At 36.3% G+C, this 20,094-nt stretch carries 13 protein-coding genes; all 13 read right to left on the bottom strand.

Annotation, left to right across the window (positions count from 1 at the left end; translation table 11 throughout):
* Window positions 1–637: 637 nt before the first annotated feature.
* On the bottom strand, window positions 638–1,588 hold the full coding sequence (gene manA / locus ACFWE9_RS11810) for a mannose-6-phosphate isomerase, class I (RefSeq protein ID WP_230162210.1): 951 nt from the start codon (window positions 1,586–1,588) through the stop codon (window positions 638–640).
* Between the two features lie 61 nt (window positions 1,589–1,649).
* Window positions 1,650–2,543, bottom strand: coding sequence for an ROK family protein (locus tag ACFWE9_RS11815; protein WP_230162212.1), 894 nt, complete (start codon window positions 2,541–2,543; stop codon window positions 1,650–1,652).
* Window positions 2,544–2,567: 24 nt separating this feature from the next.
* Window positions 2,568–3,467, bottom strand: coding sequence for an ROK family protein (locus ACFWE9_RS11820; protein ID WP_230162214.1), 900 nt, complete (start codon window positions 3,465–3,467; stop codon window positions 2,568–2,570).
* A 59-nt stretch (window positions 3,468–3,526) separates the two neighbouring features.
* A complete protein-coding gene (locus ACFWE9_RS11825) occupies window positions 3,527–4,933 on the bottom strand; it encodes a glycoside hydrolase family 1 protein (protein ID WP_230162216.1) in 1,407 nt (468 codons plus the stop codon).
* A gap of 75 nt (window positions 4,934–5,008) precedes the next feature.
* On the bottom strand, window positions 5,009–6,463 hold the full coding sequence (locus ACFWE9_RS11830; RefSeq protein WP_230162218.1) for an ABC transporter substrate-binding protein: 1,455 nt from the start codon (window positions 6,461–6,463) through the stop codon (window positions 5,009–5,011).
* Between the two features lie 39 nt (window positions 6,464–6,502).
* A complete protein-coding gene (locus tag ACFWE9_RS11835) occupies window positions 6,503–7,357 on the bottom strand; it encodes a carbohydrate ABC transporter permease (RefSeq protein WP_230162245.1) in 855 nt (284 codons plus the stop codon).
* Window positions 7,358–7,552: 195 nt separating this feature from the next.
* Window positions 7,553–8,437 carry an ABC transporter permease gene (locus ACFWE9_RS11840; protein ID WP_230162247.1) on the bottom strand — a complete coding sequence of 295 codons (885 nt, stop codon included), beginning with the start codon at window positions 8,435–8,437 and terminating at the stop codon, window positions 7,553–7,555.
* 255 nt (window positions 8,438–8,692) lie between these two features.
* Window positions 8,693–10,198 carry a response regulator transcription factor gene (locus tag ACFWE9_RS11845; protein WP_230162220.1) on the bottom strand — a complete coding sequence of 502 codons (1,506 nt, stop codon included), beginning with the start codon at window positions 10,196–10,198 and terminating at the stop codon, window positions 8,693–8,695.
* A 1-nt stretch (window position 10,199) separates the two neighbouring features.
* Window positions 10,200–12,017: a sensor histidine kinase gene (locus ACFWE9_RS11850; RefSeq protein ID WP_230162222.1), complete on the bottom strand. Its 1,818-nt coding sequence runs from the start codon at window positions 12,015–12,017 to the stop codon at window positions 10,200–10,202.
* Between the two features lie 146 nt (window positions 12,018–12,163).
* Window positions 12,164–15,298, bottom strand: coding sequence for an alpha-mannosidase (locus ACFWE9_RS11855; protein ID WP_230162224.1), 3,135 nt, complete (start codon window positions 15,296–15,298; stop codon window positions 12,164–12,166).
* A 20-nt stretch (window positions 15,299–15,318) separates the two neighbouring features.
* Window positions 15,319–15,963 (bottom strand): YesL family protein, encoded by a 645-nt coding sequence (locus tag ACFWE9_RS11860; RefSeq protein WP_230162226.1) that lies wholly within the window; start codon window positions 15,961–15,963, stop codon window positions 15,319–15,321.
* A 67-nt stretch (window positions 15,964–16,030) separates the two neighbouring features.
* Window positions 16,031–18,688, bottom strand: a complete 2,658-nt coding sequence (locus ACFWE9_RS11865; RefSeq protein WP_230162228.1) for an endo-beta-N-acetylglucosaminidase — start codon at window positions 18,686–18,688, stop codon at window positions 16,031–16,033.
* 82 nt (window positions 18,689–18,770) lie between these two features.
* Window positions 18,771–20,093, bottom strand: coding sequence for a glycoside hydrolase family 125 protein (locus ACFWE9_RS11870; protein WP_230162230.1), 1,323 nt, complete (start codon window positions 20,091–20,093; stop codon window positions 18,771–18,773).
* Between the last annotated feature and the right edge of the window lies 1 nt (window position 20,094).

Here is a 20,094-nt window from a genome sequence, read left to right on the forward strand (position 1 = left end):
AATGTAAGCGTTGTCAATATAACGTTATAATGTTATATTATTTATTTTTTTGCATGGAGAATATTTTCAAGGAAAACGTTCAGCCTCTAGGAATCCCTATAATCATAAAAGAAATAAAAAAGCCCTCCCACAGTAAATTGTGGGAGGCCTTCACCTTTAAAAAATTCACATGTTAGGTTTTGCCTAGTATATCACCCTTGGTGATATCAGTTTTTCCTTATGCTCTTTCTCACTCAATAGCCTTAAAATCCGAATTTTGTATTCTACCCAAGTATCATGATGTAAAGCCATTATATGTATCCCAACTTACATGATGTCAGAATTTTCAGTTTTCTTTCAATGCATCATTAACTTCATCCGTTAGAAGTTTATAATTTAATATTTTTCCGTCAGCATCTTTTAAATAATGTTGATTCCAGCAGCCGCTTAAAAGAAGGACACAGATGCAAGCAAGATAGCAGAAGAAATTTGAATTTTTCATACTCCTACAGCTCTCTGCAATTCTTTTTTTCCGTGTATGACAGAAACCAATAAAAAGATAGATAGTAAAACATACGTCTCTTTTTAAAGCTGGAACGTGGTGCAAAGCGAATCTATGTTTCTATTAATCGTTTTCCGCAACAGAGCTGGATGAGGTTTAAGGATGTGATACAATCAGCTTCATATTCCCCTTTAAGATAAATTCACCATATTTATACGGCAAAATAAAATGAGCTCCTTTTCTTATTGTGTAACCTTCACTGCCTTTCAACAATCTTCCTTCCCCATCGATGATGCTTACAAGCATAAACGCTTGATTTTGTTGAAATATCGCTTCTCCATTCACATCCCATTTATTAACAGAGAAAAAGTGGTTTTGTACAAACTTTGTAACTTCTACACCTTCTCGCTTTTCTATTTTAGGAGCGATATTGGTATCAATATGAGGTGCATTAATGACGCCCATTGCTTTTTCTAAATGCAGCTCACGTTTACTCCCTTGATTATCTACACGGTCATAATCATAAACTCGGTATGTTGTATCTGAGCTTTGTTGTGTTTCTAACACCAACGTCCCATTACATAAGGCATGAACCGTTCCACTTGGTACGTAGAAAAAATCACCAGGTCTAATAGTAACTTTACGTAAAAACCTCTCCCAATTTCCACTTTGAATCATTTCTCGTACTTCTTCTTTTGTTTTAGCATGATGTCCAAACACTAATTCAGCATCTTGATCACAATCAATGATGTACCAACATTCCGTTTTACCGTACTCGCCATTTTCATGCTCGTTGGCATAATCATCATTGGGATGTACTTGTACAGACAATTCTTCATTCGCATCCAAAATCTTTATAAGAAGCGGAAATTTCTCACTCTTATAGTTTCCAAACAACTCATGGTGATTTTCCCATACTTCTTTTAATGATTTACCTTGAAACTTACCATTTTCAATAAGACTCAGGCCATTTGGATGGGCGGAAATTGCCCAGCATTCTCCTGTAATTGCTGATGGGATTTCATAGCCAAAACGGTCACAAAGAGCTGTTCCACCCCAAATACGTTCTTGAAAAACGGGTTTTAAAAATAATGGTGTATCATTCATTTTTCTATTCCTTTCTTTATTAGTATATGTAAATGAGGATATCGTTTTTATAAAAAACTCCCTATTTTTGATTCAAGAAATGAAATAAGGCTCCAATTAAGTTTGCATCGTTATCAAATTTACAAGGTTCAACCGTAATATCCAATGTAGAGGTATCATCCTTCAATTGTGCCAATTCATTATTTATGCCTTCAATTACATCCGGGCGCTTGCTGATTCCCCCGCCTATTAGGATCTTGTTAGGATCTAGTACATACTTCAAATTATAGATTCCCATTGCCAGCTTCTTATATAGGTTGGCAATGCATTCATTCGCAATGGAGTCTCCTGCTTCCGCCAATCGAAATATTTCTTCTCCGTCCAACGTTCCCCTTGCTAGAGATTTTCTCATTTCGACTTCTCCTACAAGTGAATTTGTCGATGCAACTTTGCTCCAAGTTGATTGTAGAGGACTCTTACATGATTCTCCCATTATCATGTACCCAAACTCACCTCCGTGAAGGGTAGCTCCACGTAAAATTGATTGGTTAATCACAATTCCCCCGCCAATTCCTGTACCAATTACAATACAAATGTAGAAATCAGTTTCTTTCGCTGCACCTAACCAGCCTTCTGCCAAAGCCGCGCAGTTTGCATCATTTTCAACGGACACCACCAGACCTGTCCGTTCCTTTAGTAAGCTTGTCATGTTTACTCCATGTATAAAGGGAATTGCACTTGCCCCGCCAATAAACCCTGTTTCCACGTTTACGGCACCGGGCGAACTTAAAGCGATACCTTGAATTTCAAATGACTCCGAATAATGTTTAACTATTTCGGTAATGTGATCTAAGAACATATCTAGTCCTTCTTTAGGAGTTGGAATCTTCCCGCATTCCAGTTTCTTTGATTTGTCATCCATTACCGCATACTTTATATAAGTTCCGCCAAAATCAAACACCATGTAAGCTTTCATTGTCATCCCCCTCACTTACTGGAACTATGCTTGCTGTGTCAACAGAGCCGCACCGATAACACCAGCTTTTGTTCCTAACGAGGCACATTCAATTTGTACCCTATTACGTAACTGTGGATATAAGTAATCATTTACTTTTTCAAGAAGAATCGGCATTATATACTCTTTTGATTGCATGACCCCCCCGCCTAACACAATCATGTGCGGGTCAATTGTATGAACAATATTAGAGATTCCTTTTGCCAAATAAGTTAGCATGGTATCAACAATCGCTTCCGCTTCTTGCTGACCGTTCATTGCCATAGTAAACACTTCTCCTGCATGTCCTGTTATACCTAACTTTTCTTTTCCGAGACGATGCACAGCTGTACCGCTTGCCAAAGATTCCAAAGAGCCAATATTCAGAATATGGTGCGTTGGACCATCTCGATTAACCATCATGTTGCCAACTTCACCCGCACAGAAATTAGCACCTTGAATCAACTGTTTGCGATATACATATCCTCCGCCGATTCCTGTACTGATCGTCATATAAAAAACAGATTCTTTTCCTTTGCCTGCCCCAATCGTTGCTTCCGCTAAAGCAGCTGCGTTGGCATCATTATCGAGCACTACTTTTTTCTCTAAAGCTTTTTCTAACATTAGAGCTAAAGGAACCTCATCCCACCCAGGTAAATTGGGAGGGCCTAAAATAATACCTTGCTTTGAATCTAAAGGACCCGGAACTCCGATTCCTATTGCTTCAATAGTTCTTTTCAGTAACAGCTCCTCGCATATTTTAATCATGTTATCGATGACATGATGTGGTCCTTTGTCACTTTCCGTTTTTACATTGACCTCTTCTAAAAGTTTGCCTTCCAATGTTACAACGGCAATTCTCAAGTTTGTTCCACCCAAATCAATGCCAAGAAGATACTTGTCCATTCCTTTCACTTCCTTCGTGATATTCATAGAACAAATGCTTAGTAGCACTCTTCTAATAATCAAAAACCGTTGTTTTCAGATAATTCTTTGTACCATTTACCTGATTTCTTGATTGTACGCTTGAAGTTTCTATTTAAATCTACTTCTACTAGTCCGTATCGGTTCTTATATGAATTTAACCATGACCAGTTATCCATAAATGTCCATACATGATACCCTTTTACATTGGCACCTTCGTTTAGTGCTTTATGTATCCACTTTAAATGATCTTCGTAAAAGGTAATTCGATAATCATCCTGAATCATTCCACTCTCATCCTTAAAGCGTTCTTCTGCTTCAACTCCCATGCCGCTTTCCGATATGAAACATTCAATATTCCCATAGTTTTCTTGGATGCTTTTTAAAATATCGTAGACACCCTTTTCATAAATCTCCCAGCCTCTATATGGGTTCACCTTTTTCCCTGGCATGTCATAATTATCAAAGTACCGTTCTGGCATGAATGGAGCTTTTGGATTTGGGATGTTTTCCTTCGCCTTAACTCTTCGTGGTTGGTAGTAATTAATCCCTAAAAGGTCAACTGTATTTTCACGAATAATATCCAAATCTTCAGTTAAATACTTAGGTAAAAAGTTTTCTACCCGCAACATGTCAATTAGCTCCTCAGGAAAAGTGCCTTTCACTGATGGATCTAGAAAGGAACGGTTAAATAGTAAATCCGCTTTTTCAGCAGCATCTAAGTCAGCAGGGTGATTACTCCTTGGATACGAGGGAGTAACATTCAGTATAATTCCAATTTTTCCTCCTAGCTCTTTATCATGGTATGCCTTAATTGCTTTTGCGGAGGCTAATACAGAATGGAAACCAACTTGAACAGCCTTTCCAAAATCACAAAATGCTGGATAATGATGTCCATATAAATAACCGCATTCAACAGGTACGATTGGCTCATTATGTGTGAACCATTTCATCACACGGTCTCCAAAGTTCTCAAAACAAGTAGACGCATATTCCACATACGCATCAACTACAGAGCGGCTTTCCCAACCACCCTCTTCTTGCATAGCCATAGGCATGTCAAAATGATAGAGATTCACAAAAGGCTCAATCTCATTTTCTAGTAAGGTGTTAATGACGGTATTATAAAAGTCAATCGCCTTTGGATTTATTTCTCCACGCCCCTTTGGAAACATGCGGGACCACGAGATAGAAAAGCGAAAACTGTTATGTCCCGTTTCTTTCATGAGCTGAATATCGTCAATAAAATTCGTATAAAACAGTGAAGTGTTATCAGGTCCAATACCCTGGTAAAAACGATTCGGTTCTGTTTCATACCAGTAGTCCCAAATATTCTTCCCTTTACCATCTGCCCCTGAAAATCCTTCCATTTGTGTTGCGGATGATGCAGATCCCCACCAAAAGTCTTTCGGAAACATGTAAATATTCTTTTCTACTTCTGTACTCATTTTCAATCCTGCCTTCCCTTAAAAGAAAGCAGTCGGAAAATTAAGTTTCCGACTTTGCCTCCTGAATGAGATCTATTAGTTATTTTTCTTCCACTCATCATATTGTTTTTGAATTTCTGCAAGCACTTTATCTAATCCAGCTTCTTTAAACTTCTTATTAGCCTTTGGTAGATATTCCTCAGGGTCAACACTGCCAGTTAATAGCGGAGGTGCATATTCATTCGCAACGTTTGCAATTGCTGCGATCTCTGTACGAACAGGATTTGTATCAAAATAGAAACCTAGGGTTGGTGCTTGAACAGAAGCATCATTGAATTCTTTGAACGCATCCCATTTATCTTCGGGATCATTTTCATATAACTTAAGAATGAAATGATTTCCTAAAGAGTAACTTGGCATGTTGTAGCTTTCTACACGAGCTGGAAGGTCTTTAATTTTACCGTTATCGACCTCTTCATAATGCACACCTTCAATACCTCTATCAATTAAATTACGAAGGTATGGATCTGTATTTAATAGATTTAAGAAATCCATAGCCTTCTCTGGATGTTTGGAAGTTGCAGAGATTGCTTGAATAGACCCTGTTACAGAGTTGTTAAATGTAATCGGATCATGCATTGGTTGTACGGCTACATTATAACCTGCAGAACGAGACCATATTAATTCCGCATATGGCTGGTACATTTCTTTACGTACGAACCAGTTTTGTACCTCTAGCGGCCATGGATCTGTACTTGTTGCTGCATCCGCTTTTATATAACCAGCTTTATAGTATTCGTGCATTGTTTTTAACGTTTCCATCATAATATCTGATTCAAAGATATTAACTACCTTTCCTTTATCTCCTTCTAGAGGAAACGCAAACGGCAATTCATCTTCTAATACATAATCAAATGGTAAATACGGTTTGAAAGTGGAAATTGGTGTAAAGTCTGGCTCATTTTCTTTAACTGTTTTCAATAAAGGTTCCAAGTCTTTTAAAGAGTGAATGCTTGAAATATCCATATTGTATTTATCGACTAGATTCTTATTAAATACGTACACACTTTGCTGACCTACTTCTTTGTTAGAAGGAATACCGTAAAGCTTTCCATCAATTTTAGCCCCTTCTAAGTACGCTGGATCAATTGTTGCTTTTAATTCTTTTCCATGTGTGTCAAGAAGTTCATTTAGGTCTTTAAATGCCCCTTTTTGTGCATTTAATACATAGTTTCCACTTGCAGTATAGGCAATATCAAATGATTCACCTGAAGCAATCATAACTTGCATTTTTTGATCATAATCGCCCCAGTCAATTTGTCTCATTTTAACGGTGGCGTTAATTTTCTTTTTCGTGTATTTACTTACTTCCTTCATAACTTTATCGACATCTTTTTGAGGTGTCCCAATCGTGTACCACATAATTTCATAAGGTTTTTCTTCACCAGCTTTACTTCCGCTCGTTTTATCTGAATTCCCTCCACTACATGCAGCTAAAAACGTAGATAAACTTAATAAGAGTACTAGAATAATAGCTAACTTCTTATTCATTTTAACTCCCCCCTTATACTTATTTTTCTCAAAAATCAATCATTCCTTAACCCCACCGATTGTCAATCCATTAACAAAGTATTTTTGGAAAAACGGATAGGCAATCGCTATCGGCAAGGTTGAAATAACAACCATTGCCATTTTTGCAGCATCTTGAGGTACAGCACTTAATAAATCATTTTGTATACCGCCAGCTAACGAATTTTGCCTTAAAAATTCTATGTTGTTTTCAATCTTCATCAGCATTGACTGTAGTGGCACTAAGTGCGATTCATCAATGAATAACAGTGCATTAAACCAATCATTCCAGTAACCCAATGTACTAAAAAGGGCAATAGTTGCAAGACCTGGTAATGAAAGTGGAACAACAATTTTCACGAATATTCTTAATTCACTTGCTCCATCAATTCTAGCCGATTCCAAAATGGATTCTGGTACAGACCTTTGGAAAAAGGTTCTCATAATTAGAATGTAGAATGCATTCATTGCAAGTGGTAAGATCAATGCCCAAATAGAGTTACGTAGATGTAAAAACTGTGTTGCTACTATATAGAAAGGAACTAGTCCTCCACTAAAAAGCATTGTGAAGAATGCAATAAAAGTAAAGAAACCGCGATATTTGAATTGCTTTCTAGAAATAGCATAGGCATATAAAGAAATCATTATTACACTGACAAGTGTACCAAGCACCGTTACTACTATCGTTATAGTATAAGATTGTAGTAATTGATCCTTCATTTGCCACAAGTATCGATATGCTTCAAAACTCCATATTTCAGGTAACAGCTGATATCCATTTCGCGCTAAGGTTTTCTCATCAGTTAAAGAGATGACGATTACATATAGAAATGGAAAGATACACATTATAGAAAATGTTCCAAACAAAATATTCATTATAAGATTAGGAAACCCACTTAGACCATGTGGTGTGTACTTTTTCTTACGCTTACTTTTCTTGTTTGGTTGATTCACTTGGTTTTGAGCATTCCCTTTATTTAATGGTAATGGAGTAGGTTGAGAGCTATTTTGATTTGTTATCATTGTAATTTGCCACAAAACTGCGGCCACTCTCCTTTCTCTCTCGATTTTTTAAAATAGGGCATATTCTTTATCAACTTTCTGAACAAGATAATTTGTCAGCATTACTAATGCAAAGCCTACAATTGATTGGTAAAGACCAGCGGCAGTACTCATACTAATGTCCCCCATTGTCGTTATCCCTCGGTATACATAAGTATCTATAACGTTTGTTACTGAATATAACGGACCTGAATCACGAGGAACCTGAAAAAACAGACCAAAGTCTGCACTAAAAATTCTACCAACGTTTAAAATGGTTAAAATAACAATGAGCGGTGTTATCATCGGAATCGTAATATTACGAATTTGTTGCCACTTATTCGCACCATCTATCATAGCGGCTTCGTAATAGTTTTTATCAATCCCAACTATAGCTGCTAAATAAACAATACTTCCATAACCAACGCCCTTCCACATACTTGTTAGAACGATAATAAAAGGCCAATATTTTGCTTCGTTATACCACGATATAGGGTCTTCTACTCCAAACCATAGAAGTATATTATTAAGTAGACCTCTATCCACGCTTAGAAACGTGAATACGAAATAACTAACAACAACCCATGATAAGAAGTGTGGAAACAGCATCCCTGTTTGGTAAATTTTAGATAACCTCTTATTTGCGAGCTCATTTAGAACAATCGCTACAAACACTGCTAATACAAGCCCTACAACGATAAAGACTAAATTATATAGAACCGTATTTCTTGTAATGATCCAGGCGTCATTTGTATTAAATAAAAACTTGAAGTTTTCAAAGCCAACCCACTCACTATTTAGGATACTTGCAAAAAAACCATTCGGATCATATCGGAAATTTTTAAAGGCAATGACAGTTCCAAACATCGGAAGATATGAAAATAACAATAGCCAAATGGTCCCTGGTAAAACCATGAGGAGCCACACTCGATTCTTATAAACATCTTGGAAAAAACTCTTGATACGATTCACAAAGCCCCTCCTCCCTTATATTGAAAACCCTTACATATATATAATAAGAAAAAGTCAAAAATGTATAAAGTTAACAATATTTAGATTTACTGTACTTATTAAACATTCGATAGTTAATACAGCATTTTTTATCATTTTTTGATTCTTTTAGGATCAGAGACGCTCCTCAAAACGAAAAAAATCCCGAATAACGGGATATCAAGATTTGATATTCATTGTTCTCCATGCTGATGGTGTAATCCCCACCGCCTTCTTAAACTGTTTATAAAAATAAGCAGAATCCGAATAGCCAACTTGTTTTCCAATTATTCCAGCCTTTAAATGTGTCCCTCTCAACAATTGTTTTGCTTTTTCGAGTCTTAAATGATTAATATACTCAGAGAATACTAAGCCAGTTTCTTTCTGGAAAAGTTGTCCTAAGTAAATCGAATTTATATGAAATTTATAGCTTAATGTTTTCAAAGAAAGTTCCTCATAAAAATGTGCTTGAATATATTGCACCACGCTTTGAATAATAGGACTTCGATGCTCCGACTTTTGTTCCAATGTTCTAAAAATTCCTTCGATAAAATCAATAAGAATGTCAACTAAAATTCCAATTGAATAGGCCTCTAAAATTCGCTTTACAATACCTACTGTTTGATCATTTGCATGTGACGATACATCTTTTTGGATAGACGTAACTATTTCAATAGCGAACCCTCTAATAATAGTTGGAGCAACCTTTTTAGTAGATTTATTAATCTCATCGAAAGCATCTTTGATCCACAAAAAAGCCTTTTCTTGTTCTGAGCCAACAATGTATCTCTTTAGATCACCCAATTCATTCGAAGTAGAAAGGCTTGCTTGCGTATACTGCTTTGTTAATTCATCTGTTATGAGTCCACTTTCTTTGAGTACTAATCGATAGCCAGATAACTCTTTTGCACGTTGATAGCTCTTATACAATTCACTTGTGGAGCAAACAAATGATCCAACATTAATATGATACTTTCCAGAAACATATCCAGCAAATAGCATATTCAATTCATCTAGTTTTTTCTTAAGTCCATCTTCACAATTAAATGAAACTAAAAGGATAAGTTCGCCATCTGGATTAATAATGCAGACAGACTGAAATAACTCCTCTACTCTTTTTCTGAAAAAGGAAGAGTTTTCATGTTCACCATCTGATATTTGCATTAATACAACAGCTAGATTCTGACCATCGAACTCCAAACTATACAACTCTACTCTTTCACGCCATTCTTTTGCATCGATGTCTTGATTAAGACATCGCCAAATCGTATTATCTCTTAAAATAGTATAGGCTTCCTCATTATTTGTAGATTTCTCAAGTTTCTCTATACTATTTTCCAATGTTGAAATGAGTTCCTGCTCATTGACAGGCTTTAAAAGATAATTTTCGATTCCTAGCTTCATACCCTTTTTCACATATTCAAATTCTTCGTATCCAGATAAAACGATATATTTTGTATTAGGATGACGTTCTTTCAACGTACTAATTAGCTCTAATCCATCCATTATGGGCATCATTATATCAGTTAATAATATATCAACATGACACGTTTCTAACTTTTTAATAGCCTCACTACCATTAGAAGCTTCACCAACAACATTTAGTCCATAATCTTCCCAAGGTACCAACGCTCTCATGCCTTCAATAATAAATGGTTCATCATCTACTAAAAATACGTTATACATGTTATATCTGTTCCCTCCTAGCTGCTGGAATTCTAACTTCTAAAATAGTTTCTTCTCCTTCATTACTACTAATCTGAATTCCATAATTTTGTCCGTATTTTAATTGTATTCTTTGATGAACATTACTCAGCCCGATTGAGCCCTCAGAGGTGGTAGTTCCTTCTAATAATTTAGTTTGAATAGCCAATAGTTTATCTATTGGAATACCTCTCCCATTGTCTTTTATTATTATTTCTATTTCCCGATGAATTCTTTGAACTTTAATTAGTAATTCATTATTATTTGTTTCTTTTCGGAAGCCATGAATCAAATAATTTTCAATAAGGGGTTGAAGGGTAAATTTGAGAATTTTTTCGTCTAAACAATTTTCTGGAATCTCGTACGTTACGTGTAAGCGGTTAGAATATCTAATCTGATTTAGACCTATGTACTCCTTAACATGTTGGATTTCATCAGAAATTTGAACGATTTCTTTACTACTTAAAGAATAACGAAATAATTGTCCTAAACTATAAATCATATTACTAGTTGGCTTAGATCCGTCAGCTATAGCTTTCATGCGAATAGCTTCCAATGTATTATATAGAAAATGCGGCTGAATTTGTGACTGAAGCGCTTTCATTTCAGCCTCTCTTTGGCGGATATTTAAAACATATACATCTTTAATATACATGTTTAGATCATCTAACATATCATTGAAACTTTCTGATATGGCTGTTAACTCGTCTTTTTCTCTACTATCAGGTATTCTAATTTGCAAGTTTCCATCTCGAACTTGGTGAATGGCAGTTTCTATTTTATTAATTCTTCTAGAATAAGATCTCATCGCAAAATAGGTTACAGCAATTGCTATACAAGAAAGTAAAACTGTAGATAATAACATATACCTATGAACAATCGTTATTTTCTTAATATCATCCTCAGGCATGAAACCTACATATAAGTAGCCCCTGTGGTCATCAGCCAATGTATTAATATAGTAGTTTTTTCCCTTCCACTTTATTTTCTTGAAGTTCGTTTCAAATGGTATATCTTTCAATGGTACTGGAATGGTACCATCGTCTGACGAGTAAAGATAATCCCCATTACGTTGAAAAATATGGACTGTTCCTTTAAATTGTGATTTCCTCAAACGAATCACATCTTGTATTCCCGCTGTATCATAAAAAACCGTCAGATCCCCTAATTTCTTAAGGGTCGCAGGATCATTAATGGAACGAGATATTTGAATATTGTTGAAGATACTCCTTTCTTGCTCCCACTCAACTTGCTGAAGTTGTAAGTCTTGAGGATGAACAGTTATACCTTCCTGATTCCCTTTCTTTTGCTCTCTCTTATCCATATATTTATTCCATCTATAGTGGCTATTTATATATTCATACTCTGTACCAGGGCTTACACTTTTTAAACTCACTGCATTGATATCAGGGTCTTGACTAAAATACGCTTGGAAAAATGTATTAAGGTTGTTCGGAATAAATGAAGAGCTTTCACTGTACTTATCTAGTCGATACGCAAGATATGAATCATAATCATGCTGCAATGCAAATGCAATATCATTATAAATAAGATCTGTTTTTAAATATAATTCTTGCATAACATATTGTACATGCTCATCTTTTTGCTGGAGATAAGATTCAACCCGTTCTAGTGTTTCTGTACTTGCGTCCATTTCTTTCTGGATAATAACTTCTGTATAATAGCGTGATAATACAAGCAGTAACAGAAACATTGTAAGAAGGATCGTTACGGAATAAGTGATTAAAATTTTGCTAAACACCTTATTCGTTAGCCGCCTTATTATATTACTCAAGAACATCCTTTATATCCTCCCATGATGACTTACTAACTCAAAGAACATCCCTTATCTCCTTCCATGCAGATTTACGTACTCAACTACCATTTTACTGTATTTTCTGTCGGAAAGTGAAGTTGATTCACTGCCCGACAGAGGGATGAATAGTATTATCTTATTTCATCATGAAAATAGACTAATATTGTTTTAATTTCATACGGTTTTATTTCAAAGTCGATTTGTTCGGTTTGTTTCTTGCTATCAACTTGTTCCATCAAGTTTGTTTCATACCATTTTTTAACGTTTCTTGGGAATTCAATCAAGACATTTCCGCGTCGCCCTTCATACTCATGAAGGCGAATAATTACTGCGTCATCGCCCTCTTTTTTCTTTATCGCATCGATCTTAACATGATCGTTATTCACATTCATAAACGAGCTTTCCGCTGGTGAAAATCCACCTTTCACTACTTTCAATCGATTATTTATAAACCAAGCTTGCTTTACTGTTTGCCCAACTCTCCAATCTCCCTGATGAGGTAGCAGTGAATACGTAAACTCGTGTTCTCCTTGATCTGCGGTTGGATCAGGGTGGATTGCTGCTTTTAGCAAGGATAAGCGAATCGTTTGGTCTTTAATGTCATACCCGTATTTGCAATCATTTAACAAACTCACTCCGTACCCTGTTTCAGAAAGGTCTGCCCACTGATGTCCAACTGTTTCAAATCGTGCCATATCCCAGCTCGTATTCCAATGTGTCGGTCTCTTAACATTACCAAATTGAATATCATAAGTTGCTTCGGTAGAACGAATATCAACTGGGAATGCTACCTTCATTAACTTACGTTGCTCATGCCAATCCACTTTTGTTTTAAAATCAATACGTCTATTTTGAGCATAGAAAATCATATCTTGTTCAACCAAAGAACTTTGATACTTCCATTTCGTCCGGATGACAATACGAAGCGGACCATTTTCAACAACTTCACTTGATACTACTTCACGGATTTCCTCCATTTTTTCTTGGTAATACAAATCAATATCCCACGCATCGTGTGCTAATGGTTTATCTTCAAAAATTTGAATGATGTTTCCTTTTTCCTGTTGTGCTAGTACTTCACGCCTAGCTTCCTTATCAAATATTCGAGTCAGTTGAAGGGAGTCATTCCATGCAACTTGATAAAAAGGTGTTTCCAACAACATTCCCTTAATAAGAAATGGTGTTTTATTTTCTACCATAGGATCTTGTTTGAATTGAATTTCTACTGCACCAAATTGTTTGGTCTCCTCTAATTCAACTAACCAACCATTTTCAGTTCGTTGGCTATTTAGAATTTCCCCTGAACCTGATATCCATCCTCCAACCACATCATTCGTTTGATCGTATGGGATGAATGCACTTTGTTGATCTTGCCAACTAGTTGCATTGAAGACTGTATACGTTCCATGTTTAGGTTCAATAAACTCATTGAAATTATTCTGATCAATTTCGAGTTGTATATCTTCTGCTTGTTTATATTCCACTTTTGCATCTTCATATACTTCCTTAATGGATGAACCAGGAATAATATCATGGAATTGATTTCGCAAAATAATCTTCCAACCTTCATCAAGCTGTTGCTTAGGATATTTCGCCCATGATGACATTAGAGAGTTCCACACAGACAACCATTCCGACTCCCTATAACTCAACTCGAGTTTACGATTCATTCGTTTTGTATATGCTTGACTTGTATAGGTCCCCCTGTGGTATTCAAGGTACAATTCACCGTCCCAAGTGTGGACATACTCATTTGAATTCTCAATATTTTCGTGTAACTTTTGGAAGTACTCTCCAGCTTTTGCCGTTTTTACTTTTGGCAGTCCTGGCATATTCTCAAATCTGCGACGAAGCTCTATCATCTCTCGATTGACTCCTCCACCCCCATCACCATACCCATAGGAAAGAAGTAAATCTTGGTTAACATCTTTATTCCGGTATGAATTCCATGCACCGTTTACAGTCTTTGCGGTAATCAGCCCATTATATGTATAAAACCACGAATCTTCCGAATTCCAAGGTTCAGGAGTGGTTACAAAATGAGTTAGGATTTCTGTCCCATCAATTCCACGCCATTTAAAAGTATCATTTGGCATACGATTATACTGATTCCAACTTATTTTAGTGGTCATAAATGTATCGATTCCTGACTTTTTCAAAATTTGTGGAAGTGCCCAGCAATACCCAAATACATCTGGCAGCCATAGATACTTGCAATCTACCTCAAATTCCCTTTTAAAGAATTCCTTCCCGTACAAAATTTGTCTCACTAGTGATTCCCCGCTAGGAATATTACAATCTGCTTCTAACCACATTGCACCTTCAGTTTCCCAACGACCTTCTTTTACACGCTTTTTAATATTTTCATAGATTTCTGGGTAGTCTTCTTTAATATACTCATATAACTGTGGCTGTGTTTGGAGAAAATAATATTCCGGATATTGCTCCATTAATCTTAAAACAGTAGAAAAAGATCGAGCAGCCTTTTCACGTGTATGTTTTAAACGCCATAGCCATGCAACATCAATATGTGTATGACCAACACAATGAATGGTCACAGGGTGATGTTTTTCGATTTCGTTAAGACTTTTATTTAATTCCACACTAGCAATTTCACAACTACTAAAAAATGCTTCATTACCTGGTTTACTCCAATTTATTTTCATAAAAGCTTGATTCAACACTTTTATAATTGCATGTTTTTCTGGTCGGTCATCACCAAGTTCTTTAATTGTTTGCCACGCTGCTAGGGATGTATAATATAAATCATCTACAGCCTCGTCTAACCAAGCCAATTGGGCCATCTCAAGTGTATAAATTTGCTCCTTTGGCTCTCCACCACCTTCAAGTCCAGACCAAAGTCTGAAATCTAATTGAACAGTGTTTCCTATTTCGGTTGGTGGAAAAAATACTTCCTGATGGTTAGAATCAACACCTTGGTACGGATTTCCATTTAAGAATAATAATGATTCAAATCCAGAATTATTTCCTCCGCCTGTACGTCCAAAATCAAATAAACCAACTACTTTTCTATCAGCCCATTCCGTCGGGAGTTGAACATCTGCATGTAGCCAAAGATACCGGTCTCGTCCCTTCCATTGGTCTCTTAGTTGTAAAGTCGATTCACCCTTTTCTATAGGAGGATATGTGCCTACTACACCCTCATCCTCAATTGTACTAAACTGACCAATCTCAATTCCATCACGATAGCGGTACTGCGCCAATTCTTGTATTCTTGCTTCTAGCTTTCTTTCTACTAAAAACATATAAATCCCCCATTTTTATATTAATTTATACTTTCCTCGATCTTCATATGTTTATTTACTTGTGATTGCTGTTCTTCTAGAGTTTTAAACCTTTTTATACAGACATTCATAATCCAATATGCAGGAAGTACACCTGAAATAAATGGTATAAGTCCCGGCATATTCGTGATTAAATAGCCAATAAAAAACAAACCAATACAAATCATTGATGTAGAAAAAGGACTAATAAGTGAAATAATAAATGATTGTTTTATGTAATCCTTTAGTGAGTAATGATAATGTACATACAAAGGGAAAAAGTGAACAATAGCATTCAAATATAAAAGAATGATAAAGCTAATAAAGACATAAAGAATAACGGAAAACGTTCCTTCCATGCTTTCAGCAATTCTTAAATCGACATATAAAAAAAAGCCAATTACTGCATATATCAGCCCAATACAATTTGAACGGACAAACTCTTTTTTAAAGGTTTCTTTAAATGTTTTCAATAAGGAAACATCTAGGTCCTTCATCTTCCACTTTCGTGTAACAGCAAATAAAGCAACAGTCGCCGGCATAATCCCAAAAACACCTAATCCAGCCACAATAAATACAAACCAAAGAATATTCGTCCATACTAACCTAACGATCCATTCACTTACTTCTTGTAACATTCTCCCCATGTTTTTCATCCCCTACCAATATGATAATCGGAAAGGGGTTTTTCCCCCTTTCCGATTATCATATTACTTAATATCCATATGCTTCGACTTCAAATATTCTAATTGCTTGATCTCCACCTTGTGTTGGTTGTTGGACAGAAAAGCGAATATATCGAGCTTCTGTCGTTGTAATGGCATGTTCTGAGATAGCATCTGTATTATTTGTGACAGTTACTGCGTTCGTCCAATTTTCACCGTCAAGACTTACCTCGATCGTGAATGCCCTCGTATTAAAGGCTGCTGGCTCTCCACCCGCTTCAGCATGTTTGACAACAAACTTTGATAGATGAAACGCCTCACCGAAATCGACTTCTAACCAATGATTTGCACCAACTGCACACCATTTACTATTATTCGTCACGATTCCATCAATCGCGTACTTTGGTCCTTCAGAGGGGGCGCATTGTCCACTAGCAGTTGCAGTTTTGTTCAGTGCAACGTTAGTAATGTTTTTTGCATCCTTTGAAATTGTAATAAAGCCTTCTTTTGTAAGGACATCCTCTCCTTCGCTATTTTTAGCGATTAGGGTAACTGAGTACACTCCTTCTTCTTCATACCTTACAACTGGATTATTCTCATTACTTTCTAAAGGTGTACCACCTTCAATCTGCCATTCAACTTCTTCTGTCGCTTCAGATGAATTGTTAAAAAACTGGATTTCTTCACCTGGTGCTGCAACTGTTTGACTTACGCTAAAGTCTGCCTTTGGTTGTGGGTATGCAGGCCATTTAAACGTTACCTTCGCAGCTTTACCTCGAACAAAATCAGTAGTTACAGCTACTATTTCTAGGGTAGTTGCTGTTTCCTTACCACTTCTTCGTAAATTCGAAATGTAGTATGCAGCGTTTGGAACTGCTCCGATAAATTCTTTTTTACCTTTAGGAAGGTCGCGATAAATTTCATAATGCTGAATATCACCTTCCACTGACTCCCATGATAAATCTAAATCAGCATATAGTCCCTTCGAGAAAGTCGGATTTTTCACCTTAGCTTTCGTTGGTATAGCTGGGACCTCTTTATCGTTATGTTTATTTGTAACTTTAATTTCTCCGATGTTGATTTGATAATCTTTTATTGCTTCATCACTCTCGAAGAATAGAGAAATAGTTGCAATTTCTTTTCCCTTATATTTGTTTAATTTAAATGTTTCTTCCATCCATTGATCTCGACTCTTTTTCTTCACATCAAAAAACACAAAATCATCAGGTTGATCCACAAAACTTACACCAAGCTTCATGTTAGGCTTTTTCACATCTGTTTTGTAGGTTACAGAGATCTCAGTATCCTTTTCAACTGGTAGATTCGTTTTATAAAGCTTCACATGTGTCGCATTTTTTTTCGTTAGGTTACCAGAAACCTTCAAAGAGCTACCACCGTAAAATGCTGTATCCCAATCGAAATCAACATTTAGAGGCTCCCCTTTGCTATCCTTTAACCAGCGCCATGTTGGTAAAATATCTTGTAAACTACGGTTATTCCATTCTTCTATACTTTGTGTAGAACCATCTACTGCAAAGAATTTCCCACTACCTGTATTAAAATGCGTTACAAACGGAAGCTCTTGAATTACCGTTTTTGCAGTAAAATAGTGAGCCATCCCTTTCCAGTTTCCATTTTCACCAGTCTTGCGGGGATCCCCAGCTTTTCCAGTCCAGAATTCTTGTTCTTTCTGATAGAACGCTTCCATTGTTTCAGTTGTTTTAAAAGCCCAGTCTGGACGGTAAATCCCTAAGGAAGTCAAAGGTTTTTGTCCTTCAGGGAAAATGCCATTCCAAGGAATGTTTGTCTTTGTTCCATTTGCTTCTACATCAATGCCCGTATATAGGTCATATGGACTTCTACCAATTTCCAATGCCTTATCATGAGAAGATTGTTGATTCGTCCACCAGAAATTTAAAAACATACTGTCGGAAATTCTGTCATTATCATCTTGTAAGAACATTTTATTACGATCTGTTAAGTGATTTTGCCAGTTAATTGATCCGTTTTCTACCATTGAGTCATACCACATAATGTGCATGTCTTCTTGCTTATTGTCTTGTAGATATTTTAAAAACTTTTTCGTTTTTTGTGCAGTTTCATTATTTCCACCTGCTGTTTCTTGGTTGATAAACCAGCCGTCAAATCCGTAATATTTAGCAACCTCTAAAAGTTTGTCAGCAGCAGGAAATGAACCATCCTCTCGCTGTGTAATCATTTGGTCTACCCATTTTTCTTGTCCTCCGTACGTTATTGGAGGAAAGAAAATAGTACCTAAGATTGGAACGCCATTTTTATGAGAAGCATCAATCACATCAGCACTTGGAGGAGTAATGATTCCTTCTCCAGCAGAACCCGCCCAATACACCATTAAATCAACATACTGCCAGTAGCTAAATGTATTTGCAAAAAATTTATTTCCGCCTTGAGATGGAACCCCGCTTGTGTTGGGATTTAATGCCGATAAGGCAACCAATTTAGCTTCTGACTGAGATGTTTCATTCACATTGAAAACAACTTCTCTATCAGCTAATGGAACAGTACTTTTGTTATATACAGCATCAGAATCATTTTCTGGACTCCACTTTAATAATGTATCAGGATACCAATAAGATGATTCCGGCTGTTTTGCAAAGCCCGTAATCGGAAGTACACAAACTAAAAGCAAACCTAAGAACGTAGTGACAAGACCATATCTTATTTTCAACAAATTCCCACCCCTATTAGTAAGGTTATTTTATCTATCCTCTGTAACAACCAAGATGCGGTACTGTGTCTTAACTTAGATATTATTTTTCTTGTAGCTTTTTATAAAGCGGACTACCTTTAACTGCAAAACCACATAAACTTAATACAAATTCACTAAACATCGAATTCGCCCAAGAGAACCACTCTCTCGTAAATTCTTCTGGTTGGTCTGCATTAAAGCCCTCATGCATAAATCCAGTTCCTCCATCTGATTGCTTCATCTCTTCCAAAATTCTCTTTTTATCAGAAGCATCTGTAGATGTCATCCCCTCAATTGCTAATGCAATATGCCATATATAATGATCGGGTGTATGAGGACTCCCAATTCCATTGGCCACTTTTCCTTCATAAAAGTAAGGATTATCTCTACTTAATAAAAAGCGGCGAGTATTCTGATAGGTTTTATCATCAAATTGGCACCAGCCCAGATAAGGAGCTGCTAGTAAACTAGGGATGTTCGCATCATCCATAAGATGATATCTTCCCATTCCATCCGTTTCATAGACATATAAATCTCCATAAATCGGATGTTCTAACACTGCATGTTCTTCTATTCCTGCTTTTATCTCTGAAGCTAGTTGCTCACATTGCTTTGCAAGACTTTCATCCTTTAACACTTCTCTACAAATCTCTGATGCATAACCTAGTACTACTACCGCAAACATATTTGCAGGTACTAAATAACCATATAAACAAGCATCATCACTTGGTCTAAATCCACTCCAAGTCATTCCTGTTCTCACAGTTTTAGATCCTTTCCCATCCCTGTTCAGAGTATCTGATTGTCTTACATCCATTCTTTCAAAGCTATATGATGATTCATCCTCATGATTTTGTTCCACTTTCCAGACATGCAAAATCTTGTTCAATGCTTTTACAAATGTGTCATCAAAGTAGGCCGTTCTTCCAGTTGATTTCCACAAAAGATAAGAAAGCTGAATTGGATAGCAAAGTGAGTCAATTTCATATTTACGTTCCCATGTCATTGGGGACATATCAGTTTTATCATCTTGATGGCCTTTTCCATTAGCGGTTTCATTGAATGCATTTGCATATGGGTCATGAACGATATAGTTCATTTGACGACGAACAACACCTTCAATTAATTTCGCCATTTCTTCATCCTCTTCAGCAGCAAGTAAATATGGACGTACTTGGGCAGCTGAATCTCTTAACCACATAGCTGGAATATCACCAGTAATGACAAATGTTGATCCATCTTCTTGTGGCTTTAGTGTTGTTACATACGTATTAACAAAACATTGTTCAAACATTTCCTGAAGCTTTTTATCTTCAGGAAAATTCTTCTTCACCTTTTCGATTAAATAAGATAGTGATTGTGGGATTGTTTTCTCAGTGTTCATT

It is taken from the genome of Peribacillus sp. NPDC060253, from assembly GCF_042727425.1.
Taxonomy (GTDB): domain Bacteria; phylum Bacillota; class Bacilli; order Bacillales; family DSM-1321; genus Peribacillus.

Bases quoted from the DNA above. Each gene is read 5' to 3' on its own strand.
- ACFWE9_RS11835 (WP_230162245.1), bottom strand. From the start codon at position 7,357: ATGAATATTTTGTTTGGAACATTTTCTATAATGTGTATCTTTCCATTT.
- ACFWE9_RS11860 (WP_230162226.1), bottom strand. From the start codon at position 15,963: ATGGGGAGAATGTTACAAGAAGTAAGTGAATGGATCGTTAGGTTAGTA.
- ACFWE9_RS11855 (WP_230162224.1), bottom strand. From the start codon at position 15,298: ATGTTTTTAGTAGAAAGAAAGCTAGAAGCAAGAATACAAGAATTGGCG.
- ACFWE9_RS11815 (WP_230162212.1), bottom strand. From the start codon at position 2,543: ATGAAAGCTTACATGGTGTTTGATTTTGGCGGAACTTATATAAAGTAT.
- ACFWE9_RS11870 (WP_230162230.1), bottom strand. From the start codon at position 20,093: ATGAACACTGAGAAAACAATCCCACAATCACTATCTTATTTAATCGAA.
- ACFWE9_RS11820 (WP_230162214.1), bottom strand. From the start codon at position 3,467: ATGGACAAGTATCTTCTTGGCATTGATTTGGGTGGAACAAACTTGAGA.
- ACFWE9_RS11825 (WP_230162216.1), bottom strand. From the start codon at position 4,933: ATGAGTACAGAAGTAGAAAAGAATATTTACATGTTTCCGAAAGACTTT.
- ACFWE9_RS11830 (WP_230162218.1), bottom strand. From the start codon at position 6,463: ATGAATAAGAAGTTAGCTATTATTCTAGTACTCTTATTAAGTTTATCT.
- ACFWE9_RS11840 (WP_230162247.1), bottom strand. From the start codon at position 8,437: ATGGTTTTACCAGGGACCATTTGGCTATTGTTATTTTCATATCTTCCG.
- ACFWE9_RS11845 (WP_230162220.1), bottom strand. From the start codon at position 10,198: ATGTATAACGTATTTTTAGTAGATGATGAACCATTTATTATTGAAGGC.
- manA (WP_230162210.1), bottom strand. From the start codon at position 1,588: ATGAATGATACACCATTATTTTTAAAACCCGTTTTTCAAGAACGTATT.
- ACFWE9_RS11850 (WP_230162222.1), bottom strand. From the start codon at position 12,017: ATGTTCTTGAGTAATATAATAAGGCGGCTAACGAATAAGGTGTTTAGC.